The organism is Halorubrum cibi (assembly GCF_900182635.1).
GTDB classification, from domain to species: domain Archaea; phylum Halobacteriota; class Halobacteria; order Halobacteriales; family Haloferacaceae; genus Halorubrum; species Halorubrum cibi.
Genome location: NZ_FXTD01000015.1, coordinates 1 through 19,746 on the forward strand (window position 1 = coordinate 1; position 19,746 = coordinate 19,746).

Annotated in this window: 15 protein-coding genes and 1 pseudogene; 12 read left to right on the top strand and 4 right to left on the bottom strand. The window is 55.4% G+C overall.

All coding sequences use genetic code 11. The features are described 5' to 3' along the window. Positions 1 to 71 precede the first annotated feature (71 nt). Positions 72 to 497: an SDR family oxidoreductase gene (locus FN829_RS15145; protein ID WP_281286066.1), complete on the top strand. Its 426-nt coding sequence runs from the start codon at positions 72 to 74 to the stop codon at positions 495 to 497. A 729-nt stretch (positions 498 to 1,226) separates the two neighbouring features. Here the strand turns inward: FN829_RS15145 and FN829_RS15150 are convergent. Further along, a complete protein-coding gene (locus tag FN829_RS15150; protein WP_142987781.1) occupies positions 1,227 to 2,642 on the bottom strand; it encodes an ATP-binding protein in 1,416 nt (471 codons plus the stop codon). Between the two features lie 246 nt (positions 2,643 to 2,888). On the opposite strand from FN829_RS15150, the gene FN829_RS15155 reads away from it, so the two are divergent. Beyond that, on the top strand, positions 2,889 to 4,214 hold the full coding sequence (locus FN829_RS15155) for a M20/M25/M40 family metallo-hydrolase (RefSeq protein WP_142987782.1): 1,326 nt from the start codon (positions 2,889 to 2,891) through the stop codon (positions 4,212 to 4,214). A 136-nt stretch (positions 4,215 to 4,350) separates the two neighbouring features. On the opposite strand, the gene FN829_RS15160 is transcribed toward FN829_RS15155, so the two are convergent. Next, a complete protein-coding gene (locus FN829_RS15160; protein WP_142987783.1) occupies positions 4,351 to 5,139 on the bottom strand; it encodes a TrmB family transcriptional regulator in 789 nt (262 codons plus the stop codon). Positions 5,140 to 5,222: 83 nt separating this feature from the next. Between FN829_RS15160 and FN829_RS15165 the strand changes: the two genes are divergently transcribed. The 5 genes from FN829_RS15165 (at position 5,223) to FN829_RS15185 (ending at position 10,606) form a co-directional block, all read left to right on the top strand. Next, the gene (locus FN829_RS15165; RefSeq protein ID WP_135306162.1) at positions 5,223 to 5,555 is read left to right on the top strand and encodes a DMT family transporter; all 333 of its coding nucleotides are present in this window, start codon (positions 5,223 to 5,225) and stop codon (positions 5,553 to 5,555) included. 94 nt (positions 5,556 to 5,649) lie between these two features. Beyond that, positions 5,650 to 6,897, top strand: a complete 1,248-nt coding sequence (locus FN829_RS15170) for a digeranylgeranylglycerophospholipid reductase (protein WP_142987784.1) — start codon at positions 5,650 to 5,652, stop codon at positions 6,895 to 6,897. 80 nt (positions 6,898 to 6,977) lie between these two features. Beyond that, a complete protein-coding gene (locus tag FN829_RS15175; protein WP_142987785.1) occupies positions 6,978 to 8,654 on the top strand; it encodes a transposase in 1,677 nt (558 codons plus the stop codon). Between the two features lie 306 nt (positions 8,655 to 8,960). After that, positions 8,961 to 9,851 carry a DMT family transporter gene (locus FN829_RS15180; RefSeq protein ID WP_142987786.1) on the top strand — a complete coding sequence of 297 codons (891 nt, stop codon included), beginning with the start codon at positions 8,961 to 8,963 and terminating at the stop codon, positions 9,849 to 9,851. Between the two features lie 89 nt (positions 9,852 to 9,940). Further along, the gene (locus FN829_RS15185) at positions 9,941 to 10,606 is read left to right on the top strand and encodes a cytochrome c biogenesis CcdA family protein (protein ID WP_142987787.1); all 666 of its coding nucleotides are present in this window, start codon (positions 9,941 to 9,943) and stop codon (positions 10,604 to 10,606) included. A 47-nt stretch (positions 10,607 to 10,653) separates the two neighbouring features. On the opposite strand, the gene fni is transcribed toward FN829_RS15185, so the two are convergent. Continuing rightward, positions 10,654 to 11,730: a type 2 isopentenyl-diphosphate Delta-isomerase gene (gene fni, locus FN829_RS15190; protein WP_142987788.1), complete on the bottom strand. Its 1,077-nt coding sequence runs from the start codon at positions 11,728 to 11,730 to the stop codon at positions 10,654 to 10,656. Positions 11,731 to 12,234: 504 nt separating this feature from the next. Beyond that, positions 12,235 to 12,567: pseudogene (locus FN829_RS15195) on the bottom strand (transposase); the annotation flags it as partial. Between FN829_RS15195 and FN829_RS15200 the strand changes: the two are divergent. The 5 genes from FN829_RS15200 (at position 12,529) to FN829_RS15220 (ending at position 19,743) form a co-directional block, all read left to right on the top strand. Next, the gene (locus FN829_RS15200; RefSeq protein WP_142987789.1) at positions 12,529 to 13,350 is read left to right on the top strand and encodes a transposase; all 822 of its coding nucleotides are present in this window, start codon (positions 12,529 to 12,531) and stop codon (positions 13,348 to 13,350) included. The pseudogene FN829_RS15195 and the gene FN829_RS15200 sit on opposite strands and share 39 nt — an antisense overlap. Before the next feature lie 56 nt (positions 13,351 to 13,406). Further along, positions 13,407 to 15,203, top strand: a complete 1,797-nt coding sequence (locus FN829_RS15205; protein ID WP_142987790.1) for a PAS domain-containing protein — start codon at positions 13,407 to 13,409, stop codon at positions 15,201 to 15,203. A 728-nt stretch (positions 15,204 to 15,931) separates the two neighbouring features. Continuing rightward, positions 15,932 to 18,445 carry a hybrid sensor histidine kinase/response regulator gene (locus FN829_RS15210; RefSeq protein WP_185955787.1) on the top strand — a complete coding sequence of 838 codons (2,514 nt, stop codon included), beginning with the start codon at positions 15,932 to 15,934 and terminating at the stop codon, positions 18,443 to 18,445. A 226-nt stretch (positions 18,446 to 18,671) separates the two neighbouring features. Beyond that, positions 18,672 to 19,307 (top strand): IS6 family transposase, encoded by a 636-nt coding sequence (locus FN829_RS15215; RefSeq protein ID WP_142987792.1) that lies wholly within the window; start codon positions 18,672 to 18,674, stop codon positions 19,305 to 19,307. 55 nt (positions 19,308 to 19,362) lie between these two features. Continuing rightward, positions 19,363 to 19,743 carry a response regulator transcription factor gene (locus tag FN829_RS15220; protein ID WP_142987793.1) on the top strand — a complete coding sequence of 127 codons (381 nt, stop codon included), beginning with the start codon at positions 19,363 to 19,365 and terminating at the stop codon, positions 19,741 to 19,743. Positions 19,744 to 19,746: the final 3 nt, after the last annotated feature.

Below are 19,746 nucleotides of genomic sequence, written 5' to 3' on the forward strand. Positions count from 1 at the left end.
TCGAGGATATCGATTTCCATGGCAGGTTCGATTTCCTCGGCTTCACCCTTCTAAACCGGTGATATCCGCTGATAAGATCGCTCTTCAACAGAGCAGTCTGGCGGTGTCTGAAAGCCGAGATACCAGAGATGATCGAACGTGGTGGCGGAGCCATCGTTAACACTTCCTCGGTCGCCGGGGTGAGTGCAAACGGGAGCGCACACTACGCCGCCAGTAAACACGGCGTTATCGGACTAACCCGACGGGCGACGGTTGACTACGCCGATGACGGGATCCGCTTCAACGCCGTCTGTCCCGGCGTCATCGATACGCCGATGGTCCAACAGGCAGGTGAAGACAATACTGAAGAGATGGACCGCATCACTGCGGGTATCCCTGCAGGACGTCTTGGTGACCCCCGGGAGATTGCTGATACTGTCGTCTGGCTGTGTTCCGAGAACGCTTCCTACGTAATGGGACAGCCGATAATTGTTGACGGTGGCTTGCTCGCCCAGTAGCGGCCGAGTCTTGGTTGAATTGACATTTCTCTCTGCTTTCAGGCAGAGGAATTCTGAGGTTGGGATATGTCCTTCCCCGACTCTATTGAAATCCTTAAGAACTGATAAGTTCAGCGTGCGAGATACAGAGGGTGAGTTCAGCAAGCCATTGATGTTTGTTTCACTCGACTAGTGACGAAAAAGCCCTCAGGTAGTGCGCATTTACTGCTTCGATCTCGCACCGCTGTCTGTTCCGGAGGATATAGGTCGTATCACAGACATACAGTAGACAGTTGAATATGCGCGACGCTATAGCCGAGACACTTCCGGGGTGGGCCACCTATCTTGCGGTGGTTTTCACCGTCGTCCTTGGTTTTCTTGTGGGCGATTTCTTTGGACTCGGTATTCTAAGTCGAGTTGTGGTAACTCTGGTCATCTATGTGATATTTAGTAAGACACTCGGCCTCATTTTGAACTAAAGAAGTATATACAGTTGCTTTTGTTGAGACTGAGAACGCTATGAATCTAACATCGAGACCAGCGGAGTCGAGTGACCGACTTGCGCTCTGTATTCAGCAGAGCACTGAGAACATATCACCGGTTAAGGATTTCAACAGAGCCTGATTCTTGAAAAGACAACGTCTTCCGGCCTGTTTACCGGTGAGTGTTTGTTGATCCTTCGCGACATCTGGGTTATCGGATGCCTCCTCTCGGGGTCGAATAACCATCCCCAGCTGTTACCCTCCAGCGTTAATGGGTGGTTCCACTCTCGAGAATGGCAACGATATCGGAGAGACCGAATAGCCGGAGATCATCACGCTCGTCTGCAGCTTCCTCAACCGAGCGTTTGAACCCAGAACGGCTGAACAAGGCGAATTCGTACGTCTGCTCACCACCTCCGGTGGGTGTCCAATCGATTTGCTCCACGTCGTCTTCGAGGTCCGCGAGCACGTCATAGCCGAGGGGAGTGCTGGTAAATTTCGCTTCGCCAGCGATCAGCGTTGACTCGTCAGTTGGTGCGACGACATCTACTTCCTGGCCCTTGTACCACCACTGGCTTGGCACCTGTGTGAGCTGGTAGTCTGCATAGAGCGCCGGCACCGCCTGGTGACAGAGCGATTCGAACGTTTCGCTGACGAAGTCGGGCAATTCCGGTTCGATGAGATCCGCGTAGGCGTTCTCGCCGTAGAGTTCGTACTGTCCCCCGCGGCCGTAGAGATAGCGGAAGTAAAACCGGAACACGGGATCTCGAATCTGGTATCGCGTCCGCTTGCTGCGCGCCGGATCGGCGAGTGCCGGATGATGTTTCTCGATGATCTGGAGGGTTTCCAGCCGGTCGAAGTAGTACGACGTGTTGGTGCTCTCGATGCCGGCTCCCTGGGCGATCTCGTTTCGACTGCGGTTCCCGCTGGCCATCGATTCCAGCACGGAAAAATACGTGTTCACCTCGTTGAGCTCCATCTGGAGGACGGTTTCGGGCTCGTCGTGGAGTGGGCCATCCGGGTCGCACAGCAGCCGCGTGATGTTCTCTCCGAGGCTCTGTGATGGATCGAGCGGGCTGAGATATCGGGGTGTGCCGCCGAAGACGCCATAGACGAACACCCGTTCTTCGGGATCGTACGTCGGCACGAACTCTTGGATGGAGCGAAACGGCAGCTGGGTGAGTTCGAGGCGGCCATTCGGTGTCTGGGACACCCGTCCGTAGAGTGGCGCACCGCCATCGAGGACGTGGGTATGGATCATGCCGATTGCAGAGCCTGTGAGTACGAGCGTCGCCTGACTCTCGTCGACAGCTGTATCCCACAGGTGTTGAATGATCGAGGGAAGCCCCTCGTTCGATTCAATGAGATACGGGAATTCGTCAATGACGATGATGGCGTCTCTGTCGGTGAGGTGTGTCAGGAGTGGTTCCCATTCCTCTTTGACGGCCGTGATGTCTGGATCGGTCGTCGCTGCTGCCTCGACGAACCGTCTGAGCTGTGTCGTCGCTGTCCCTTGGACTGCCTGATAGTACACGGCATCGTCACGGTCGGCAATCGATTGGCGGACGAGCTCGCTCTTGCCGATCTGGCGGCGCCCATAGATAATTGCGAGTTCTGCAGCGTCACTCTCATAGAGGGTCTGCAACCGATCGAGTTCATCGATACGATTGACGAACTGGTCCATACTCCCAGTCGTGATGGGAGATACATACGTGTTCCGAAGTTAGTGGTAGAACTATAATAGTCTGAGCAATAATATTCTGAACTCTAAAGACTACATCTGCGGTGATGTGTGCTACTTCCATGCCTAGTGAGTGTTCACTAAGTAAGTTTATCCGCAGTAAGAAACGCAACGGAACCGCTTTTCCAGTCAAACAACGTCGATCAGATCAACCCATGGGGCTATATTCCCCGATGTATATTCCTGACTATGACCACACCAATTCACGAGCGACCAGGTGACCTGCTGTCGGAGCTCATCCAATTTGAAACGGTGAACCCGCCGGGCGAAGAGCGTGCCTGTGTCGAGTACATTGACGGCCTTTTGACTGAGGCGGGGATAGCGACTGAGACGCTGGCCGCTGAGTCCGAACGACCGAATCTTCTCGCCCGCTTGCCGGGTGGCGATGCGTCACCCCTGCTGATGCAGGGTCACGTCGACGTCGTCCCTACAGAAGGACAAGAGTGGGATGAGGAGCCGTTTTCGGGGACACAGAAGGATGGGTTCGTCTGGGGTCGCGGCGCGCTAGACATGAAGGGAGGTGTTGCGATGATGGTCGCGGCGATGCTTCGGGCCGCTGAGGAGGAGGTCGAACCCGCGGGCGACGTGCTGTTACTGGTGCTTTCGGATGAGGAGGTGGGCGGTGATGTCGGCGCGAAATATATGGTCGAAAAACACCCCGAGCGCTTTGCGGATGTGGAGTACGCCATCGGCGAGTTCGGTGGCTTCCCACTGCGCATCGACGAGACTGAGTTCTACCCCATTCAGGTGGCCGAAAAGCGGGTCTGCTGGCTTGAGGCGACAGTAACCGGTCGCGGCGGTCATGCCTCCCGGCCACAACGCGATGGCGCAATGAACACGCTTGGGAAACTACTCACCCGTCTGACCGAACATCGTCTGCCCGCCCGCATCACGCCGCCTGCCCGAGAATTCATCGAAGCACTCGCCGCCGAAGCCGAATCTGAGCGGGCCGAGCAGTTGCGAGGATTACTGGATCCCGAACGTACTGACGAAATTCTGGACGAACTCGGTCCCGTCGCCGAGCGGTTGGACCCGATGCTTCACAACACGGTGAGTCCGACGGTCGTCAACGGCGGCGGGAAGGTGAACGTCCATCCAGCAGAAGTCGACTTGCGACTCGATGCGCGGCTGCTTCCAGGCGTGACGCCCGAGGAGTTCCTCGAAGAGCTCTGGGAGGTTATTGGTGATCTTGAGGGTGTGGAGTTTGAAGTCGCACGGTTCGATGGCGGTGAAGGCAACCGCGTCGACATGGGGCTGTTCGATCTATTAAGTGAATCCCTGACCGAAAACCACCCCAAGGCTGTTCCAGTCCCATTCCTGCTTACTGGCGCCACTGATGGGCGATTCTTCGAGCAACTGGATATCCAGCCCTACGGGTACACTCCACTGAAGCTCCCCCCGACGTTTGAGTTTGAAGCTCTCGTCCACGCGGCGAACGAGCGAGTTCCCGCTGAGGCGATCGCGTTTGGGACCGAGACACTTTCGACGGTGATTCGAGAGTACGGTTCTGCTTAACTCCCTCTCAGCAGTCGCTGCCGTTCCGCAGTCAGACGAATGTACCAGGAGTTGAGACTTGCCTTCCCAATGCACAGAGGCCATATCGGTTTGAGTCAATTACATCACATCACGTCTTCCTCCCATCATCACTGTCTCACTCAAGGAGGGGAACAGCATTGGTCCACAGTTGTTGAAAGTACTGCTCGAACTCGGAGACGACTTGCGAATCTTTGATCCCGACCACACCGACCCTGTCTTCATCAGATACTGGATGTAGCACATCGATCGTCGTCTCCACATTGTCCACGATATCAAACGAAAGCGAAATCTCAGGAATCGTTCTGACAGTTATGTCTGCGGGCTGGTTTTCAATTAGATGTGGGAATCGGTCGGGGAGTACGGTAACTGCTTTTTCACTGAAGAGGAGATCAACAGACAAATCCGTATTAGCACCCTCGAAAAAGCCTTCAACTTCAGATTGGAGTGTCTCCCACGTCGCATCCTCGTAGGGAGGCCCGACGGTTGCTTTGACAACGTTCTCCGCGGTTCGCATATGCTGCTGGTGTGCTGTACTCATTTCGTCACTCCCCAGCGATCCAAGCCAGAAACTACTCTCTGTTGGTGGTGTCGGCAAAAGGTTCGAACGAACTGTTTCTGCTTTCTCGCGGTAACGATCCCACTCTTGTTTCAGTTCATACGCTCGTTCAGCCAGAAGCCTGTCGACGACGGTTTCTGGCTGTACGGCAACGTATCGATTTGGATCGCTTGACTGTCTCCAGATCAGCTTGCGAGCTTCAAGGCCGTTTAGTACGTCGTAGATACGGCCTTTTGGAACCCCACTAGTATCAGAGAGTTCAGCTGCCGTCACTGCTCCTGTTACGAGAAGGGTTCGATAGGCCTTCTCCTCGTAACTTGAGAGTCCAAGCTCGCTCAATTCCGTCATGCTTTGTCATTGTGCCTTCAAACAAATTGTAAGTGCTGTTTTGTTTCAGTAGTCGTATATCGGCGGATTCGAGACCTAACGATATGCATCCGTACGTACTGCTTGCTGGTGCAATACTCTCCGAATTATTCGGGACAACTGCCCTCAAACTCTCGGAGGGATTTTCACAACCGGTTCCCAGTATTGGGGTTGTCCTCGGATATGGGGCGGCGTTCTATCTACTATCCCTGACGTTAGAGGAATTACCGATGGGTGTCGTCTATGGGACATGGGCAGCATTGGGTATTGTCGGTGTGGCAGGTATCGGGGCCGTTGTTTTTGATGAACCAGTTGATCTGGCAGGCCTTCTCGGAATTGGCCTCATTATCGGGGGCGTCTACTGCGTCAACGTGGTGTCACAGATGTCTGCCCACTAAGATGGTGGGCACCGGGCCTGTGTAGAAACAACCGAAAAGTGGCACTATGTTCCAACATCTTGTTCGTCCGCTCTTGAGTAGTTGTTCTCCAACGATGTCAAACAGGTATGATGTAATCATCGCTGGGGCAGGTCCAGCGGGGGCGCAGTGTGCACGAGATCTAGCTGACCGTGGGTACGATGTTGTCGTCTTAGAAACCGAAGCAGAAGATGAGTTCCCAGCTCAAAGTAACAAATCTACCGGCGGAACGTTTGCGTCAATGATGACCTCCTTCGGCATTCCGGACGACGTCGTTATGCACGCGACTGAATCAGTAGTTCTTGAATCTCCAAATGAACACTTTATCCAGGACCAGCCGGGCTTTGTCTTGGACTTCAAGGCGTTCAAGAAGTTCCTTGTCGAGGATGGTCGTCACAAGGGTGCTGAGTATCGGTTTGATGCTCGTGTTCGTGACCCGATCGTCGAAGATGGCGATCTCGTAGGTGTCCGTTATAATCGTGACCAAGAGGTCTTTGGCGAAATCGTTATTGATGCTACGGGTCCGGCTGCGCCACTGGCTAAAGATCTGGGGATAGCCAATCTTGAGCGGGAGAACCACGCGATTGGTATCGAATACTTATTCGAAGGCGTCGATCTCAATCATCCCGAGTTTGCTGATCTCACTGACGCGATGATGTTGCGGTTGGACCACGAGTACGCCCCTGGAGGTTATTCGTGGATCTTCCATACGGGTGACGACACAGCAAAAGTCGGCATCTGTTATATCCAGAATGAACGCTATCAAGAAAACGCCATTCACGATCGCACCGTCGACGGGTATCTTGAACATTGGCTTGATACTGACCCACGGTTCGAGAACGCCAGACAAATCGCAGAGAGTCCAGTTCGGGGATCAGCACATGTACAGCCCCCCGGATCGATGAGTACTGATTCGTTTATGGCGATCGGTGATACTGTCCCATCGGTTGATCCTGTCTGGGGAGAGGGAATCTACAAGTGTATGAAATCAGCTCGCGCAGCTGCAATGACAGCCGACCGCTGTCTGACGAGGACGAAAAACATCTCTGCTGAGGAGATGGGAGTCTACGACGACCTATGGAACGAGCAAGTTGCCCCCAGACAAGACCGTCGATTGATGATGACGAGGTTGCTATACCTTGCACCAAACGAACGGTACGACCGACTCATGCAAGATCTGAACAAGCTTTCTCGAGATACCCTTTCAGATATTAACGATGGGAGCAAGCGGGAAATTGTAAAACTGTTGTATCCTAGTGATCTATCTTACCTCTGGAAATACTGGCGAGAAACACAATTTGGGAGTGTCTCTTACTCCAGCTAACCACAACACTTCCGCTGATGAATCCAACTTCGATCCGATCTTGATCAACTGGTCTTGGACGTTTTGCTATCAGTACCCACATGGCTATGACCCCCGAGTCGCGTCGAACAGTCTTTCGCCAAATTGCTCATTGTTCCTATGTCGATTGGCCAACGTATGGGTCTAGCCCGCTGTTCGATCGTTCGTCGCTTCCCGCACTAGAGTCAGATGTCCGCGTGGTCGCAAAAACGTGGTTCCAACAAGACGAACACGAGGGCGTTGAACCATTCGTCCACACATTACCGCTTGCATGCGTCCAGTTCGATCCCCACGACCGGTATGTAGGATCGACGAGCTACGAGATGGAGACACTATTTCGCTTGTTCCTGCTGAAAGAATGCCATGGCTGGGACCACGAGACGGCCCTCGTCGAATACCTCACCCAGCATCCCGATCTCTGTAATCAATTCGGTCTGGAGTCGGTGCCGAACCAATCTACCCTGTGGCGCAGCTGGCACCATCGGTTTACGGCTGGCCTCCAAGACACCGTCGAGACGGCAGCGCAAACGATCCTCATCAAAGCCCAGAATGCAGGCGTCACAGTCCCGTATGAGCCAGACCGACAGAACCGTAGACACCGTGATGAGTGTACGGAACCGAACCCCGATGAACAGACCGTATTAGAGCAGGCCGAGACAGTCACTAATCGCGTCAGCGATGTTGCCTTCCCAGCGTTCACACTGGACCGTGGTGAGGGCTGTGAGATCCACGAGAACGCCTACTGGGATCTCCAGACCTATCTCGGACTTCGAGAGAACCTTGCCGTCAATGAAGGCGCTCGGAGCTTCATTCACGAGTCCAATCGGGAGCGGACGCCGCTCGGCCATGCCCATCGCGAGCATCTCCGGGATCTTTCGATCAAGCAGATACGCGAGATGTACCGACAGGCGGTGAGCCGACTGCTGGACCGGGTTGCAGAGACAGAACAGTTCTTCCGGGCCGGCATCGTCGCCATCGATATTACCGAGTCCGACCCGTTCACCGGCGATCGATCCGGCCACGAAGACGAGATTATCGGGACGAAGGAGAAAACCGATGAATACGCCTACCAGTGGGCGACAGTCCAACTGGTCGGGAATGCCGTCCCAATCGTCTTAGATGCGCGCCCAGTTCGGAAAGGCGATACGCGTAAGGAGATCATCGAGGACCTCTTAGACTCGGCAGAGAATCTCGTTCACGTCGATAATGTGCTGATGGACCGGGAATTCGATAGCCAACACATTCTGGAGATGCTGAGCCAACGCGGACTCTCCTATGTCGTCCCGAAACGAATGCAGACCAGCGAGAAGGCCCAAGCCAAACGATTACTCCAGCGCGACAAGGACCGGTACGAGACCGACCGGAAGCTGCATCTCAGCGATAACGAGTGGCACTCGACTACGCTAATCTACCGACGCAAAGAGAACTCCGAACACACCGATCATCGGCAGTACTCGGTGTTCATGACGAATAGGGGAACCGGGTATCTCACGGAGTACGGGTATCGGTGGGAGATTGAGAGTGGCTACAAATCGATTAAGCGGTTCATGGCTGCTACGACTTCCAAGAATTTTGGTCTCCGATTCTTCTACTTCGCGTTCGCGTGTCTCCTGTACTCGATTTGGCGAGCGGTCGATCTGCTGGTACAGGTGCAGTTGACCGGTGAATACGAGCACTCGCCCATTGTAACAGCCGATAATACACTGACGCTGGTGAAGAAGGAGACTGGAATCGGATAGTAACGGGAATCTCTTAGTGATAGCGCATCGGTGAGTGGCGACACTATCCGGAGTCTCGAAAACCCGTTGGAATAGTTGTCCAAAAAACAAGAACGCCCGTTCAGAAAGCTATCTGAAGCAGATTCTCCGCTTCGATTCAGTCGAAATCACGCATTACAGACCCACTATACCCGCTGTAGTCTCAACTCCCCAATGTACTTATAGCTGTACCACACCGCGCGGTGGACGCCGTCGTCTAACGCATCCGACTCGGATAGCCGGGGTGGTTCGACGCATATTTCGCCGTTGGCGGCGACCTCCTCGTGAATGAGTCGTTACCGGACGGCTGGCCGCTTCTTGTTGCTGTGTGCGGTCTGGGGGACGGCGTTCATGGCGACGGACGTCGGCTTAGCCGATCTCCCAGCGGTGCCGTTCGCGGCCGTGCGCTTCGACGTCGCTGCCGCGCTGCTGTTCGCCGCCGTTCTCGTCTCCGGTGCGGATGTTCGCCCCAAGACTCGAGATGACTACGTCTACGTGCTCGTCGGTGGTGTCCTCATCATCGGCGCCCACCACGCGTTCCTTTTCGCCGGCCAGCGGTACGTCACTGGCGGCGTCGCCGCGGTTCTGCTAGGTCTCATCCCCGTGGTGACCCCGGCGCTTACGCGGCTCGTCTCCACCGACGAGGAGTTCACCTCCGCCACCGCGCTCGGCGTCGCGCTCGGGTTCGTCGGCGTCGTCGTCATCGCTGATCCCAACCCCGCAAACCTTTCGGATAGCGTCCTCGGTGTCGCGCTCGTGCTCGCATCCGCGCTCGCGTTCGCCGTCGCCGCGGTCGTCACCCACAGCCGATCGCCGTCGATGCCGTTCCTCTCAACACAGGCGTGGATGATGGCCGTCGGCGCGGTCGTCCTCCACGCAGCTGTGCTCGTTCTCCCCGGCCAGTCGTTCGCAACCGCCGCGTGGACCCCGTCCGCGCTCGGTGCTATCGCGTACCTCTCCGCGGTCGCCGGCATCGGCGGCTTCCTGCTGTACTTCACACTCCTTGACGATCTTGGCCCCATCGAAATGAGCTTCATCGAGTACGTGATCCCCGTGTTTGCGGCGCTGGCGGGCTGGCTCGTGCTTGGACAGGAAGTGACGTCAGCGACCGTCGCCGGGTTTGTGTTCATTCTGGCGGGGTTCGTCGCAGCGAAGTGGCAGGCGTTGCGCGGGACCTAATAGCGCGTGGGTACGGTTTTTCATGGATCTGAAAAGGGTATTCATACCGCTGACGAGATCGTCTCGGGCATCAAAACCACTCTCAACGCATGATCAGCGAGACGCTTCTAACAAATGTCTCGTTCGCGCTCACAGCGGGTGTAGCAACGTTCTTTTCACCGTGTGCCTACCCTCTGCTACCGGGCTACGTTGGCTTCTACGTGAACTCTACTAACACCGAAAGCGCCTCTGTCACAGGCGCCGGGATTCGAGGTGTGGCAGCCGCGTTGGGCGTACTTGCGACGTTTGCGTTGCTAGGCGGGGCAACGGCGTGGGTCGGCCACGAGGCACTGTCAGATATCACCATTTTCGAGACGCTAGTCGGTGGATTGCTCATCGTCTTCGGATTACTTGTCGCATTCGACCGCGCTCCGTCACTGTCATTATCACTTCCAAAGCGCCGATCAAGCATTCTCGGCTTCGGTCTTTTTGGCGCGGGATACGCACTGGCTGGTGCCGGATGCGTCGCCCCAGTCTTCCTCGCAGTCGTAGCCCGGGCCATCACCCTCCCGACCGAAGCAGCGATGCTCGTATTAGGAGTCTACGCCGGCATCGTTGCTGTACTAATGGCTGCAACAACCGTCGCAACTGGAGTCGGTATCATCAGTAACGCAAATCGCGTAATGGCCCATTCCGGGTGGCTCAAGCGGCTCGCCGGCGTTGTGATGATCGTTGCTGGAGTCGGCCAACTCTATCTCTCGCTCATTGTATACTGAACAATCATCCAATGATAATCGACCGTCGAAGGATATGGCTTCTCCCTTCAGAGAGGACGTTGGTCAACGTATTCGCGTGTTTTTCCCTGCAACACGTATTCGGTCTGTTGGAGGTCTTCGATCGTCCCCGAACCAGTGATGAACATAGCTGTCTGCAGTTCAGCGATCAGATCCTCGACTCGTTCGATAACGGCTTCAGGCCCCTCTGTAGCCGGTTTCAGGAACGGTTTCGCCAGCCCGCCGGCGAGGGCACCTAATGCAATCGCTTTTGCCACGTCTAATCCTGTCCGGACACCACCACTCGCGATTACGCACTCGTGTTCGGCAACACACTCGATTGTGCTCGCAGCGGTCGGGATCCCCCACTCTCGAAACAGGGTGCCGATCCGTTGCTGTCGTGGTGCATTCGCGGCCGCTGCACGGTAGGCTTCGATCCCAGACCACGTCGTACCGCCTTTTCCAGCGACATCAATCGCGTCAACCCCTGCCGCAGTTAGCTTTTGGGCAGTCTCCCCGGAGATTCCGTTACCCGTTTCTTTGACGATGATCGGTACCGAAAGGCACTCACAGACGTGTTCGATCGCAGCTAAACAATCTCGTCCATCGACGTCCCCTTCTGGTTGGGCAGCTTCCTGGAGAAAGTTTAAGTGGACCGCGAGTGTATCGGCTTCGATCATCTCGACCGCACGTTCGACCGTTTCGATGTCGTACTCCCGGAGTTGTGCTGCGCCAAGATTGCCGTAGATGAACGCATCAGGCGCGGCATCGCGGACGACGGTGTACGATTCGAGGACGCGTTCGTCGTCGAGTTCGAGGCCAGCTCTCTGGCTTCCGAGCCCCATCGCGATGCCAGTCTCGCTGGCAGCACGAGCCAATGCCCGATTTATTTCTATGGTGTTTTCGTGCCCCCCGGTCATACTCTCGATGAAGATTGGAGCGGATAGCTTATGTCCCAGAAATTCGATGGACGGGTCGATAGCGTCGTAATCGAGTTCCGGGAGCGCGTCATGGACGAGCTGAATGTCTTCGAAACCTGTGCCTGTTGTTTCGACATCTCGCTCCTGTACGATCCGAAGATGGTCGTCTTTTCGATCTTCAGTCTCCGAGGGTCCCTGCCCTGTCATTAGCTGAACTTGCAAAAGGAGTAGCAAAAGTACACGGGTATTTTGACTGTTCAGCGTATTGGGTACTCTCCGGAAGTAGTAATCGCCCCCGCGATGGACTCTAAATCAGCGTACCGGTCGGTACATCAAGTCGATGCACAGGGTGACTGATCAGGAAGCATTTGATGAGAAGCCGGTTCGGGGTGTCTATAGTAAAAATCGCTGATCGTTCTATACGGAACAACTTCCAGTCCATTGGAATAGATATTCTGCAGTTGCAATGACGTGGCAACGCATATGCATTGAGAACACCAGTCTCAACTACCATCGGGCCCCTGAAGTTAGACTATACCTGGTTTAACGGGGCTGTGATGCGTGAATTTGGCCAGTTCTGTCAACGCAGACCACCTCAAATCACTCCCCAAGCGGTCATTCCTATCACACTTCCAATTGTATGGGCGAATTTTCGCGACTTCCAACAGTGTAGCCACTCAGACGGCGCGCTAACCTAGACTGAGTGTCTCTCTATCCGATTCCAGTCTCCTTCTTCAGCAGCGTCAGCGTGTTGTCGGCTGTTACGATCGGTGAATGTTCGTACTCACCAGTCAACTCAACCTGCACGAGCAGATCGACAGCCCGCCAGATCGAGTACAACAGGCAGGCGAATGCGAAGTAGAAGAATCGGAGCCCGAAATTCTTCGACGTCGTCGCCGCCATGAACCGCTTTATCGACCTGTAGCCGCTCTCGACCTCCCACCGAAACCCGTACTCTGTGAGGTGACCGCTCCCGCAATTCGTCATGAACACCGAGTACTGTCGGTGGTCGTCGTACTCGGAGTCTTCTTTCCGGCGGTACACGTAGCAAAGCAAGCCTTAGGAAAACACGCGGGAAAGCCCGAGTCAGGCGGGCTTCCCCGCGAGGCTCACATCGTCGCACACTGTATTCGCAAAGAGGTAGGTCACACCTTCACGGAACTCGTCGATCGGCTCGGACTCATGCCGGAGGTGTGCGACCGCCTCGGCATACATCCCGAGGCGTTGCCCGACCCAACCACGTTCTATCACTCACTGAATCGTTACGCAATGTACATCTGGCGGGCGCTGTTGCGCGTGTCGGCGCAGCAACTCCACCAATCTGGACACGTCGCACTGGACAGCACGTTTTTCGAACGCAAACAGGCCTCACAACACGATCTCCAGCGACGCAACCGAACGGTCACAACCATCAAAGCAACGACGTTGACCGATACAGAGTCGCTAGCGGTGCTGGACGTACATTGCTGTATCCAGCGTGAACACGATACGAAGGCGGGCCCGCGGATCATCCGCCGGAATGCGGACGACCTGCAGGCCGTCGTTGCTGACAACGGTTTCCAAGACTGGTACACCGAATACGAACTGTCTGCGTACGATCTCTACTATAGAACCTATCATCGTGGCTCGAACTCGACGGCTGTAGCACACAACGCGCTCAATCGGATGTACGGCTACACGCAGCGATGGATGGCAGAGACTGCCTACTCGACAACGAAGCGGACGCTATCCTCCGCCTTGTGTTCACGGCTCTGGTACCGACAATTCCGTGAAATCGTCCTAATGTTCTTCCTCCACAACATCAAGAAAATCGCTAAGAAATTATGACACTACTGCTATACTAAACCTCGTTTTTAAGGGAAGACATTCATATCATGATTGGTATGGCCACTCGGCCCAGCATAGATTATGAAGACGGTCTCAACAAGCAGGGACTGCTCTCTGATTTTGGTGACGGCATCAAAATACTCCACATCGAGGATGAACCAGACTTCGCTGACCTCGTCTCTACGTTCCTCCAGCGTGAACGCGAGGAGTTCGAAATTATCACGAAGACCGATCCTCGGGAAGGGTTAGAGGCCGCAGTCGAAGAGGATATCCAGTGCGTGGTGAGCGATTACGATATGCCGGGACTGACCGGTCTTGATGTCTTGAAGCAGGTCAGAGAAGAATGTCCGAATCTGCCGTTCATTCTCTTTACTGGGAAAGGGAGCGAAGAGATCGCCAGTGAGGCAATCACCGCGGGCGTCACCGAATACTTGCAGAAACGTGGGGGGACGGATCAGTACACGGTGCTCGCCAACCGCATCGAGCAGGCCGTTGCGAGACGCCACGCCGAAGTGCAGGTTGAGCGCAGTATGCAAGCCATCGAGACGGCGCACGACGGCATCAGTCTCCTCACCGACAACGGCGAGTTCATCTATGTCAACCATGCATACGCCGATATCATGGGCTATGAGCGTGAGGAACTCATCGGAGAACACTTCGAGATTCTATTCCCAGAGGAAGATATTCACACCGCGTACGACGAAATCATTCCAACTGCAAGGCAAAGCGGGGTGTGGAGGGGTGAAAGCATTTGTCTGACGAAAGACAGTGACCCGATCACAGTCGACCATCTGCTCTCGTTCACTTCGGAGGAGACGATGATTTGCACCATCTCGGAGAAGGACGCGGCAGAGACGGTACGCGAGGAGTTATCATTGAAAGAGCGAGCGATGGACGAGGCACCAATCGGAATCACGATCACCGATCCGGCGCAGGACGAAAATCCGCTCATCTATACCAACGACGAGTTCCTTGAGACGACCGGGTACGATCGGGACGAGATGGTGGGGCGGAATTGCCGCTTCCTGCAGGGCGATGAGACGCGAGAAGAGCGCGTTGCGGAGATGCGTCGGGCAATCGAGGCCGAGGAACCAATCTCCGTCGAGCTCCGGAATTATCGGAAGGATGGCGAGTTGTTCTGGAATCGCGTGACGATTGCGCCGCTGTACGATGAGGACGGTGAATTGGAGCATTTCGTCGGCTTCCAAGAGGACGTGACTTCTCGTCGTGGGTTAATTGAGGAATACCGGTCGCTCGGAACCGTGTTGTCCCATGATATGCAGAATCCGCTGGAGACCGTTCGTGGGCGGCTGGAACTGGCTATCGAGGATGATGAGACGAAACACGTCGAGGCCGCGATGCCGTCACTGGAGCGGCTTGAGGAACTGATAGATGATGTTGCCGGAGTATTAAAATCGGGGACGATTGTCGGCGAGCACAACCAGATCAACATCGGGCGTCTTGCCGAGAGCGTGTGGGAGGCGCTGGATCGATGTGACGAGGGTCACACTATCCGAGTCAAGGATTCAATTACAGTGAAGGGTGACAGGGATGCCGTACAACGGATGTTCGATAACGTGCTTGGCAACACGATTGAGCACGGCGAGACACCGGTCACGGTGCAAATAGGTGAACTGGACGACGGTTTCTATATCGAAGACAACGGGCCGGGAATCCCCGAGGAGAACCGCGAGCAGGTCTTCGAGCAAGGATTCTCGACGAAGGAGAGTGGTGACGGGACAGGGATGGGTATGGCGTCTGTACGGCAGATCGTGTTAGCGCTTGGTTGGCGTATCGACATCACAGGTGCGGATGAATTGGACGGCGTTCGCTTCGAGATTCATACTGAGTGACTGCTTTGCTCTGGCTGAGAGACTTGTAGAACAATGGAGAAGGGCGAGGTGATGGCTGACTCTTGGTGAAAGACTTGGCTTTGGAACTCAAGCTTGCGCTGTCCCGACACTATACCTCATTTTCAGTAGAGCACGTTCTCCGCGGTTCAACAGTTATGAGCACCACCGGACAATCGTTATGGCTCCTTCAAGAACACCTCTTAGACGCTGCAGAGAGGGTTCACCCCGGTAGCCTTGTAGAAGCACTCAGTCGGTGATAGGCTGCGGCAGTCCTGCCGAATACACAGTCCGAATCGAGTATTGACCACTGAGAGGGTAGGGAGCGGCTGGTTCGATTGACTCAGAGGGTTTGCTCTGTAACGATGGGCGGTATTCTAAAAAAAAGTCTGTTAGGACTGTCGTGCTGCATACAGAGAATCGCTCGCGCGACCCTAGCCCTCGCCTCGTCGAAGTATCTCCAAAGACGAGTGGAGTCCGTCTCTCAGAGCATTCCAACTTCGGCGTCGCGTGTAGAGGAAACCAGCCGAAGAGGCGCTCAAAGCCGTCTTCAAAACGCTTCTCTACCTCACCAACAATCACGCCGCTAGAGCACGGGGGTATACTCCGCACCGTGAAACCGGAGCAGTCTCTTCATTTGGAAAAATGGATCAGCAGTAACAGTTAAGCGAAATGCCGATACTTAGTTGTTTATTCAGTCCAAAATGGCGTCGTCGATTCACCTGCTGCACGTGGAGGACGACCCCGGGGTGCGAAAGCTCACGTCGGAGTTATTACACCGGCAGGAGGACCGGTTCGTCGTCACGAAGGCAGCCGATGCTGACGAAGCCCTGTCCCAATTGGCCAACGCAGAAGTCGATTGTATCGTCAGTGATCTCGAGATGCCGGGAAGAGACGGGTTGGAACTTCTCGATGCGGTCCGAGACCGAGGCTATGAGATCCCATTCATCCTGTTCACGGCAAAGGGAAGCGAATCCGTGGCAAGCGACGCGATATCCCGGGGGGCGACCGATTACTTGACGAAAGAACTGAACCCGAAGAAGATCACGTTGCTAGCGAACCGGATCGAGAATGCGGTCGACCAGTTCCGAACCTCGAAGCAACTCGAAGAGCACGAACAACGGCTCGAAACGCTCTTACAGGCGTCCCACGACATCATCACCGTCCTGGACAGCGAGGGAATCATACAGTACGCCAGTCCGGCGGTAGAGCGGCTACTGGGATACCGAGCTGACGAGCTTGTCGACGAGCCGTTTTCTAAGTACGTGCATCCCGATGACCGCCAAGACGTCGCAGCACAGTTCGGGGGGAGTGCCCGAACAGACGGTACAGGAGGGACACATATCGAGTATCGGGTGAAGACTGCCGACGGTGAGTGGCACTGGGTAGAGTCCACGAGCGAGTCGACGTGGCGAGACACCGTCGGGGGCTACGTCGTGAACACACGCGACATCACCGACCGGAAGGCGACAGAGCGTCGCTTCGAGTCGCTGGTCGAACAGTCAAAAGACGCGATCGCGATTCTCGAACAGGATGGGACGATTCAGTTCCTCAGCCAGAGCATCGAGAACATCACCTCGTACGAACCCGAGGACCTCGAGGGCGACAACGCGTTCGACCACGTCCACCCCGACGATCACGAGGACGTGATGGCGGCGTTCCAGCAACTCATCGAAGAGCCCGACGCGTCGCCCGTCGTCGAATATCGATTTAAGAGGAAAGATGGGTCGTGGCGATGGACCGAGTCGACCGGGACGAACGCGCTCGATGACCCCGCCATCGAAGGAATCGTCATCAACTCCCGTGAAATCAGCAGAGAGAAACGACAGAAGCGGAAGATATCTCGCTACGAGACCTTACTGGAGACGCTGCCACTGGGAGTCGCAGTCCTCGACAGTGAGGCACACGTCGAGTGGGTCAACGAGGCATTCTGGACCGCCATCGATAAAGACGAGGACGAGGTCATGGGTGTCCCGTTCGTCGAGATTATCGAAGAAGGGCTGGTTTCCCAAGACGTCGCAGACAAATACTTCGATGCGGTCCGACACCTGCTCTCGTCGGACAACGACGACGACCGGAAGGTCATCGACTTTCAGGTCGACCCACCCCATGTGGATGGGACGTGCATCTACGAGGGATACGTCGGGCTGCAGGAACTCGACGAGGGTGAGTTCACCGGGACGGTAAACGCGTTCCTCGACGTGACTGATCGAAAGGAACGTAAACACGAACTCGAAGAGTACAAAGACGCGATGGAGGCGGTTCCCGACGGCGTGTTCCTGCTCGACGAGAACGGGACGATGACGCGTGTCAACGAGGCATGGGCGTCTATCGTCGGATTCGAGCAGGAGGAATTAAGCGGTGTCCCGTTTCTGAAGCTCGTCCAGGAAGACATCATCGACCGGGACGTCGTAGACGCGTATCTGGACCTTCTCCCGGAGCTGCTCTCATCTGAGTCCCCGAAAGAGCAGGCCAAATTCACAACCCGAGTCATCCCCCCAAACGAGGACCGGGAACACGTCTACGAGATTCACATCAGCCTCCTATCCTACGAGGATGAATTCCAGGGTGCGGCAGGAGTCGTTCGGGACATCACAGAGAAGGTCCACCGACAGGAGCAACTGGAACGTGAGAACGACCGCCTGGACGAGTTCACATCCATCGTCGGCCACGACCTGCGCAACCCTCTCAACGTCGCCTCCGCTTCGTTCTCACTCGCGGAAGAGACTGGTGATGCCGAGCACTTCGAGCACGGCCACGAGGCCCTGAATCGGATGAACGAGCTCATCGAGACGCTGCTCACACTCGCGAAGAGTGGGGACACCATCGACGAGCTGGCCTCGCTCTCCCTTCGACAGCTCGCACAGTCGTCGTGGCAGAACGTCGAAACAGCCGAGTCGACGCTACTTGTCGAGGACGACTGCATTGTCGAAGGGGATCCAGCCCGGCTCAAACAACTCACCGAGAACCTGTTCCGGAACGCGATCGAGCACGGGCGCCATGACGCGAACGTTCGTGTCGGGGCGCTCGAAGACGGTGGGGGGTTCTTCGTCGAGGACGACGGCCCGGGTATCCCCGAGGGCGAACGCGAGAAGGTGTTCCAGAGCGGGTACTCGTCCGCCGACGATGGGACCGGGTTCGGTCTGTCGATCGTTTCGGAGATCGTCGAGGCGCATGACTGGTCGGTGAGCATCACCGGGAGCGCCGAAGGAGGTGCTCGATTCGAGTTCGACACGAACAGTTGAAATCGTTCGTGAATGCCTGATATCGGGCGGTTCGGCAGCGAGCGGCCACAGATTATAACGCCAAGCTGACGTTTTATTCGTGGTCTTTTGGTTTAGTCGCTTCCGCGCTCCCCTGTTCAGAAATGTCAACAGCTTCGCTTGCCGAGGCAGCCTGTCTTTTCTCTTTCACTCGGGCGGTGTTCAGATAAGGATTGAAAGGTGAGGCGGTGCGTTTTCAAAGTGATCTATGCCCGAAAACGACCGCCTCAGCGGCTGTTTAGACGAGATCAACGTAGAGTTTGTGGAGCGAGAGGCAACACCGCCGCTGTTAATGAAGCTCAGTATTCAGCTTCATTTGTCTGGGTTATCGCTTTCGAATACTGTTTCATTTCTTGAGGTATTCGGTGTTGATCGAGTTCGCACCACCGTTCATAACTGGGTTCACAAGGCCGATTTACAGCCGGAATCTGGTCGAAGTCCGAATCACGTTGCGGTTGATGAGACCGTGATTCAGCTTGACGACGAACAATATTGGCTGTACGCCGCCGTTGATCCTAATTCAAACGATTTGCTACATACAAAGCTTGAACCGACGAGAACGAACGTGATCGCAGATCAGTTTTTTGCTGAACTCCGCGAAAAACACGATGTAGATAACGCGATCTTTCTCGTTGATGGTGCGGTTCCTCTTCACCGAGCATGTGAAAAACATGGCCTCGATTTCAGATACGAACGACATGGAAATCGGAACAGCGTCGAACGTGTTTTTCGTGAGGTAAATCGCAGAACTACCAGCTTCTCAAACTGTTTCAGCAACGCCGAAGCAGAAACTGCTGACGAGTGGCTGAGATCGTTCGCTTTCGCATGGAATCAGCTTATCTGAACAGTACCCCGTGAGAATGGTCGGCTTTTATAATTATTCAGCGCTGACAACGCGTATGACGAAGCGGATCGTGACTATCGACGACGACGAGAATATGCGAGCCCTCGTCAGGCACCGGTTAGGTCGCGAGGGGTACGATATCGAGGAGTACGCCGACGGGCAGGCCGCGGTGGAGGGGCTCTGTGCCACCGACGACGACCCGGACCTGATCGTTCTCGACGTCATGATGCCGCGACTCGACGGGAAACGCCTGTTGCGGCAAATCCGCAACGGCGAATTGTCAATCAGCCCGGAAACGCCGGTGATTATGGTCACCTCGCGCGGACGCGAGGAGGACGTGCTGTCGGGGTTCGAATCGGGCGCGAGCGACTACATAACGAAACCGTTCAGCCCAGACGAACTCCTCGCGCGGGCCCGGAGGTACCTAGGTGAGTAAGCT

What these genes read in the sequence shown, in the direction of transcription:
- FN829_RS15215 (WP_142987792.1), top strand. Translation starts at nt 18,672, where the DNA reads ATGCCCGAAAACGACCGCCTCAGCGGCTGTTTAGACGAGATCAACGTA.
- FN829_RS15175 (WP_142987785.1), top strand. Translation starts at nt 6,978, where the DNA reads ATGGCTATGACCCCCGAGTCGCGTCGAACAGTCTTTCGCCAAATTGCT.
- fni (WP_142987788.1), bottom strand. Translation starts at nt 11,730, where the DNA reads ATGACAGGGCAGGGACCCTCGGAGACTGAAGATCGAAAAGACGACCAT.
- FN829_RS15155 (WP_142987782.1), top strand. Translation starts at nt 2,889, where the DNA reads ATGACCACACCAATTCACGAGCGACCAGGTGACCTGCTGTCGGAGCTC.
- FN829_RS15205 (WP_142987790.1), top strand. Translation starts at nt 13,407, where the DNA reads ATGGCCACTCGGCCCAGCATAGATTATGAAGACGGTCTCAACAAGCAG.
- FN829_RS15150 (WP_142987781.1), bottom strand. Translation starts at nt 2,642, where the DNA reads ATGGACCAGTTCGTCAATCGTATCGATGAACTCGATCGGTTGCAGACC.
- FN829_RS15185 (WP_142987787.1), top strand. Translation starts at nt 9,941, where the DNA reads ATGATCAGCGAGACGCTTCTAACAAATGTCTCGTTCGCGCTCACAGCG.
- FN829_RS15165 (WP_135306162.1), top strand. Translation starts at nt 5,223, where the DNA reads ATGCATCCGTACGTACTGCTTGCTGGTGCAATACTCTCCGAATTATTC.
- FN829_RS15160 (WP_142987783.1), bottom strand. Translation starts at nt 5,139, where the DNA reads ATGACGGAATTGAGCGAGCTTGGACTCTCAAGTTACGAGGAGAAGGCC.
- FN829_RS15220 (WP_142987793.1), top strand. Translation starts at nt 19,363, where the DNA reads ATGACGAAGCGGATCGTGACTATCGACGACGACGAGAATATGCGAGCC.
- FN829_RS15180 (WP_142987786.1), top strand. Translation starts at nt 8,961, where the DNA reads ATGAGTCGTTACCGGACGGCTGGCCGCTTCTTGTTGCTGTGTGCGGTC.
- FN829_RS15170 (WP_142987784.1), top strand. Translation starts at nt 5,650, where the DNA reads ATGTCAAACAGGTATGATGTAATCATCGCTGGGGCAGGTCCAGCGGGG.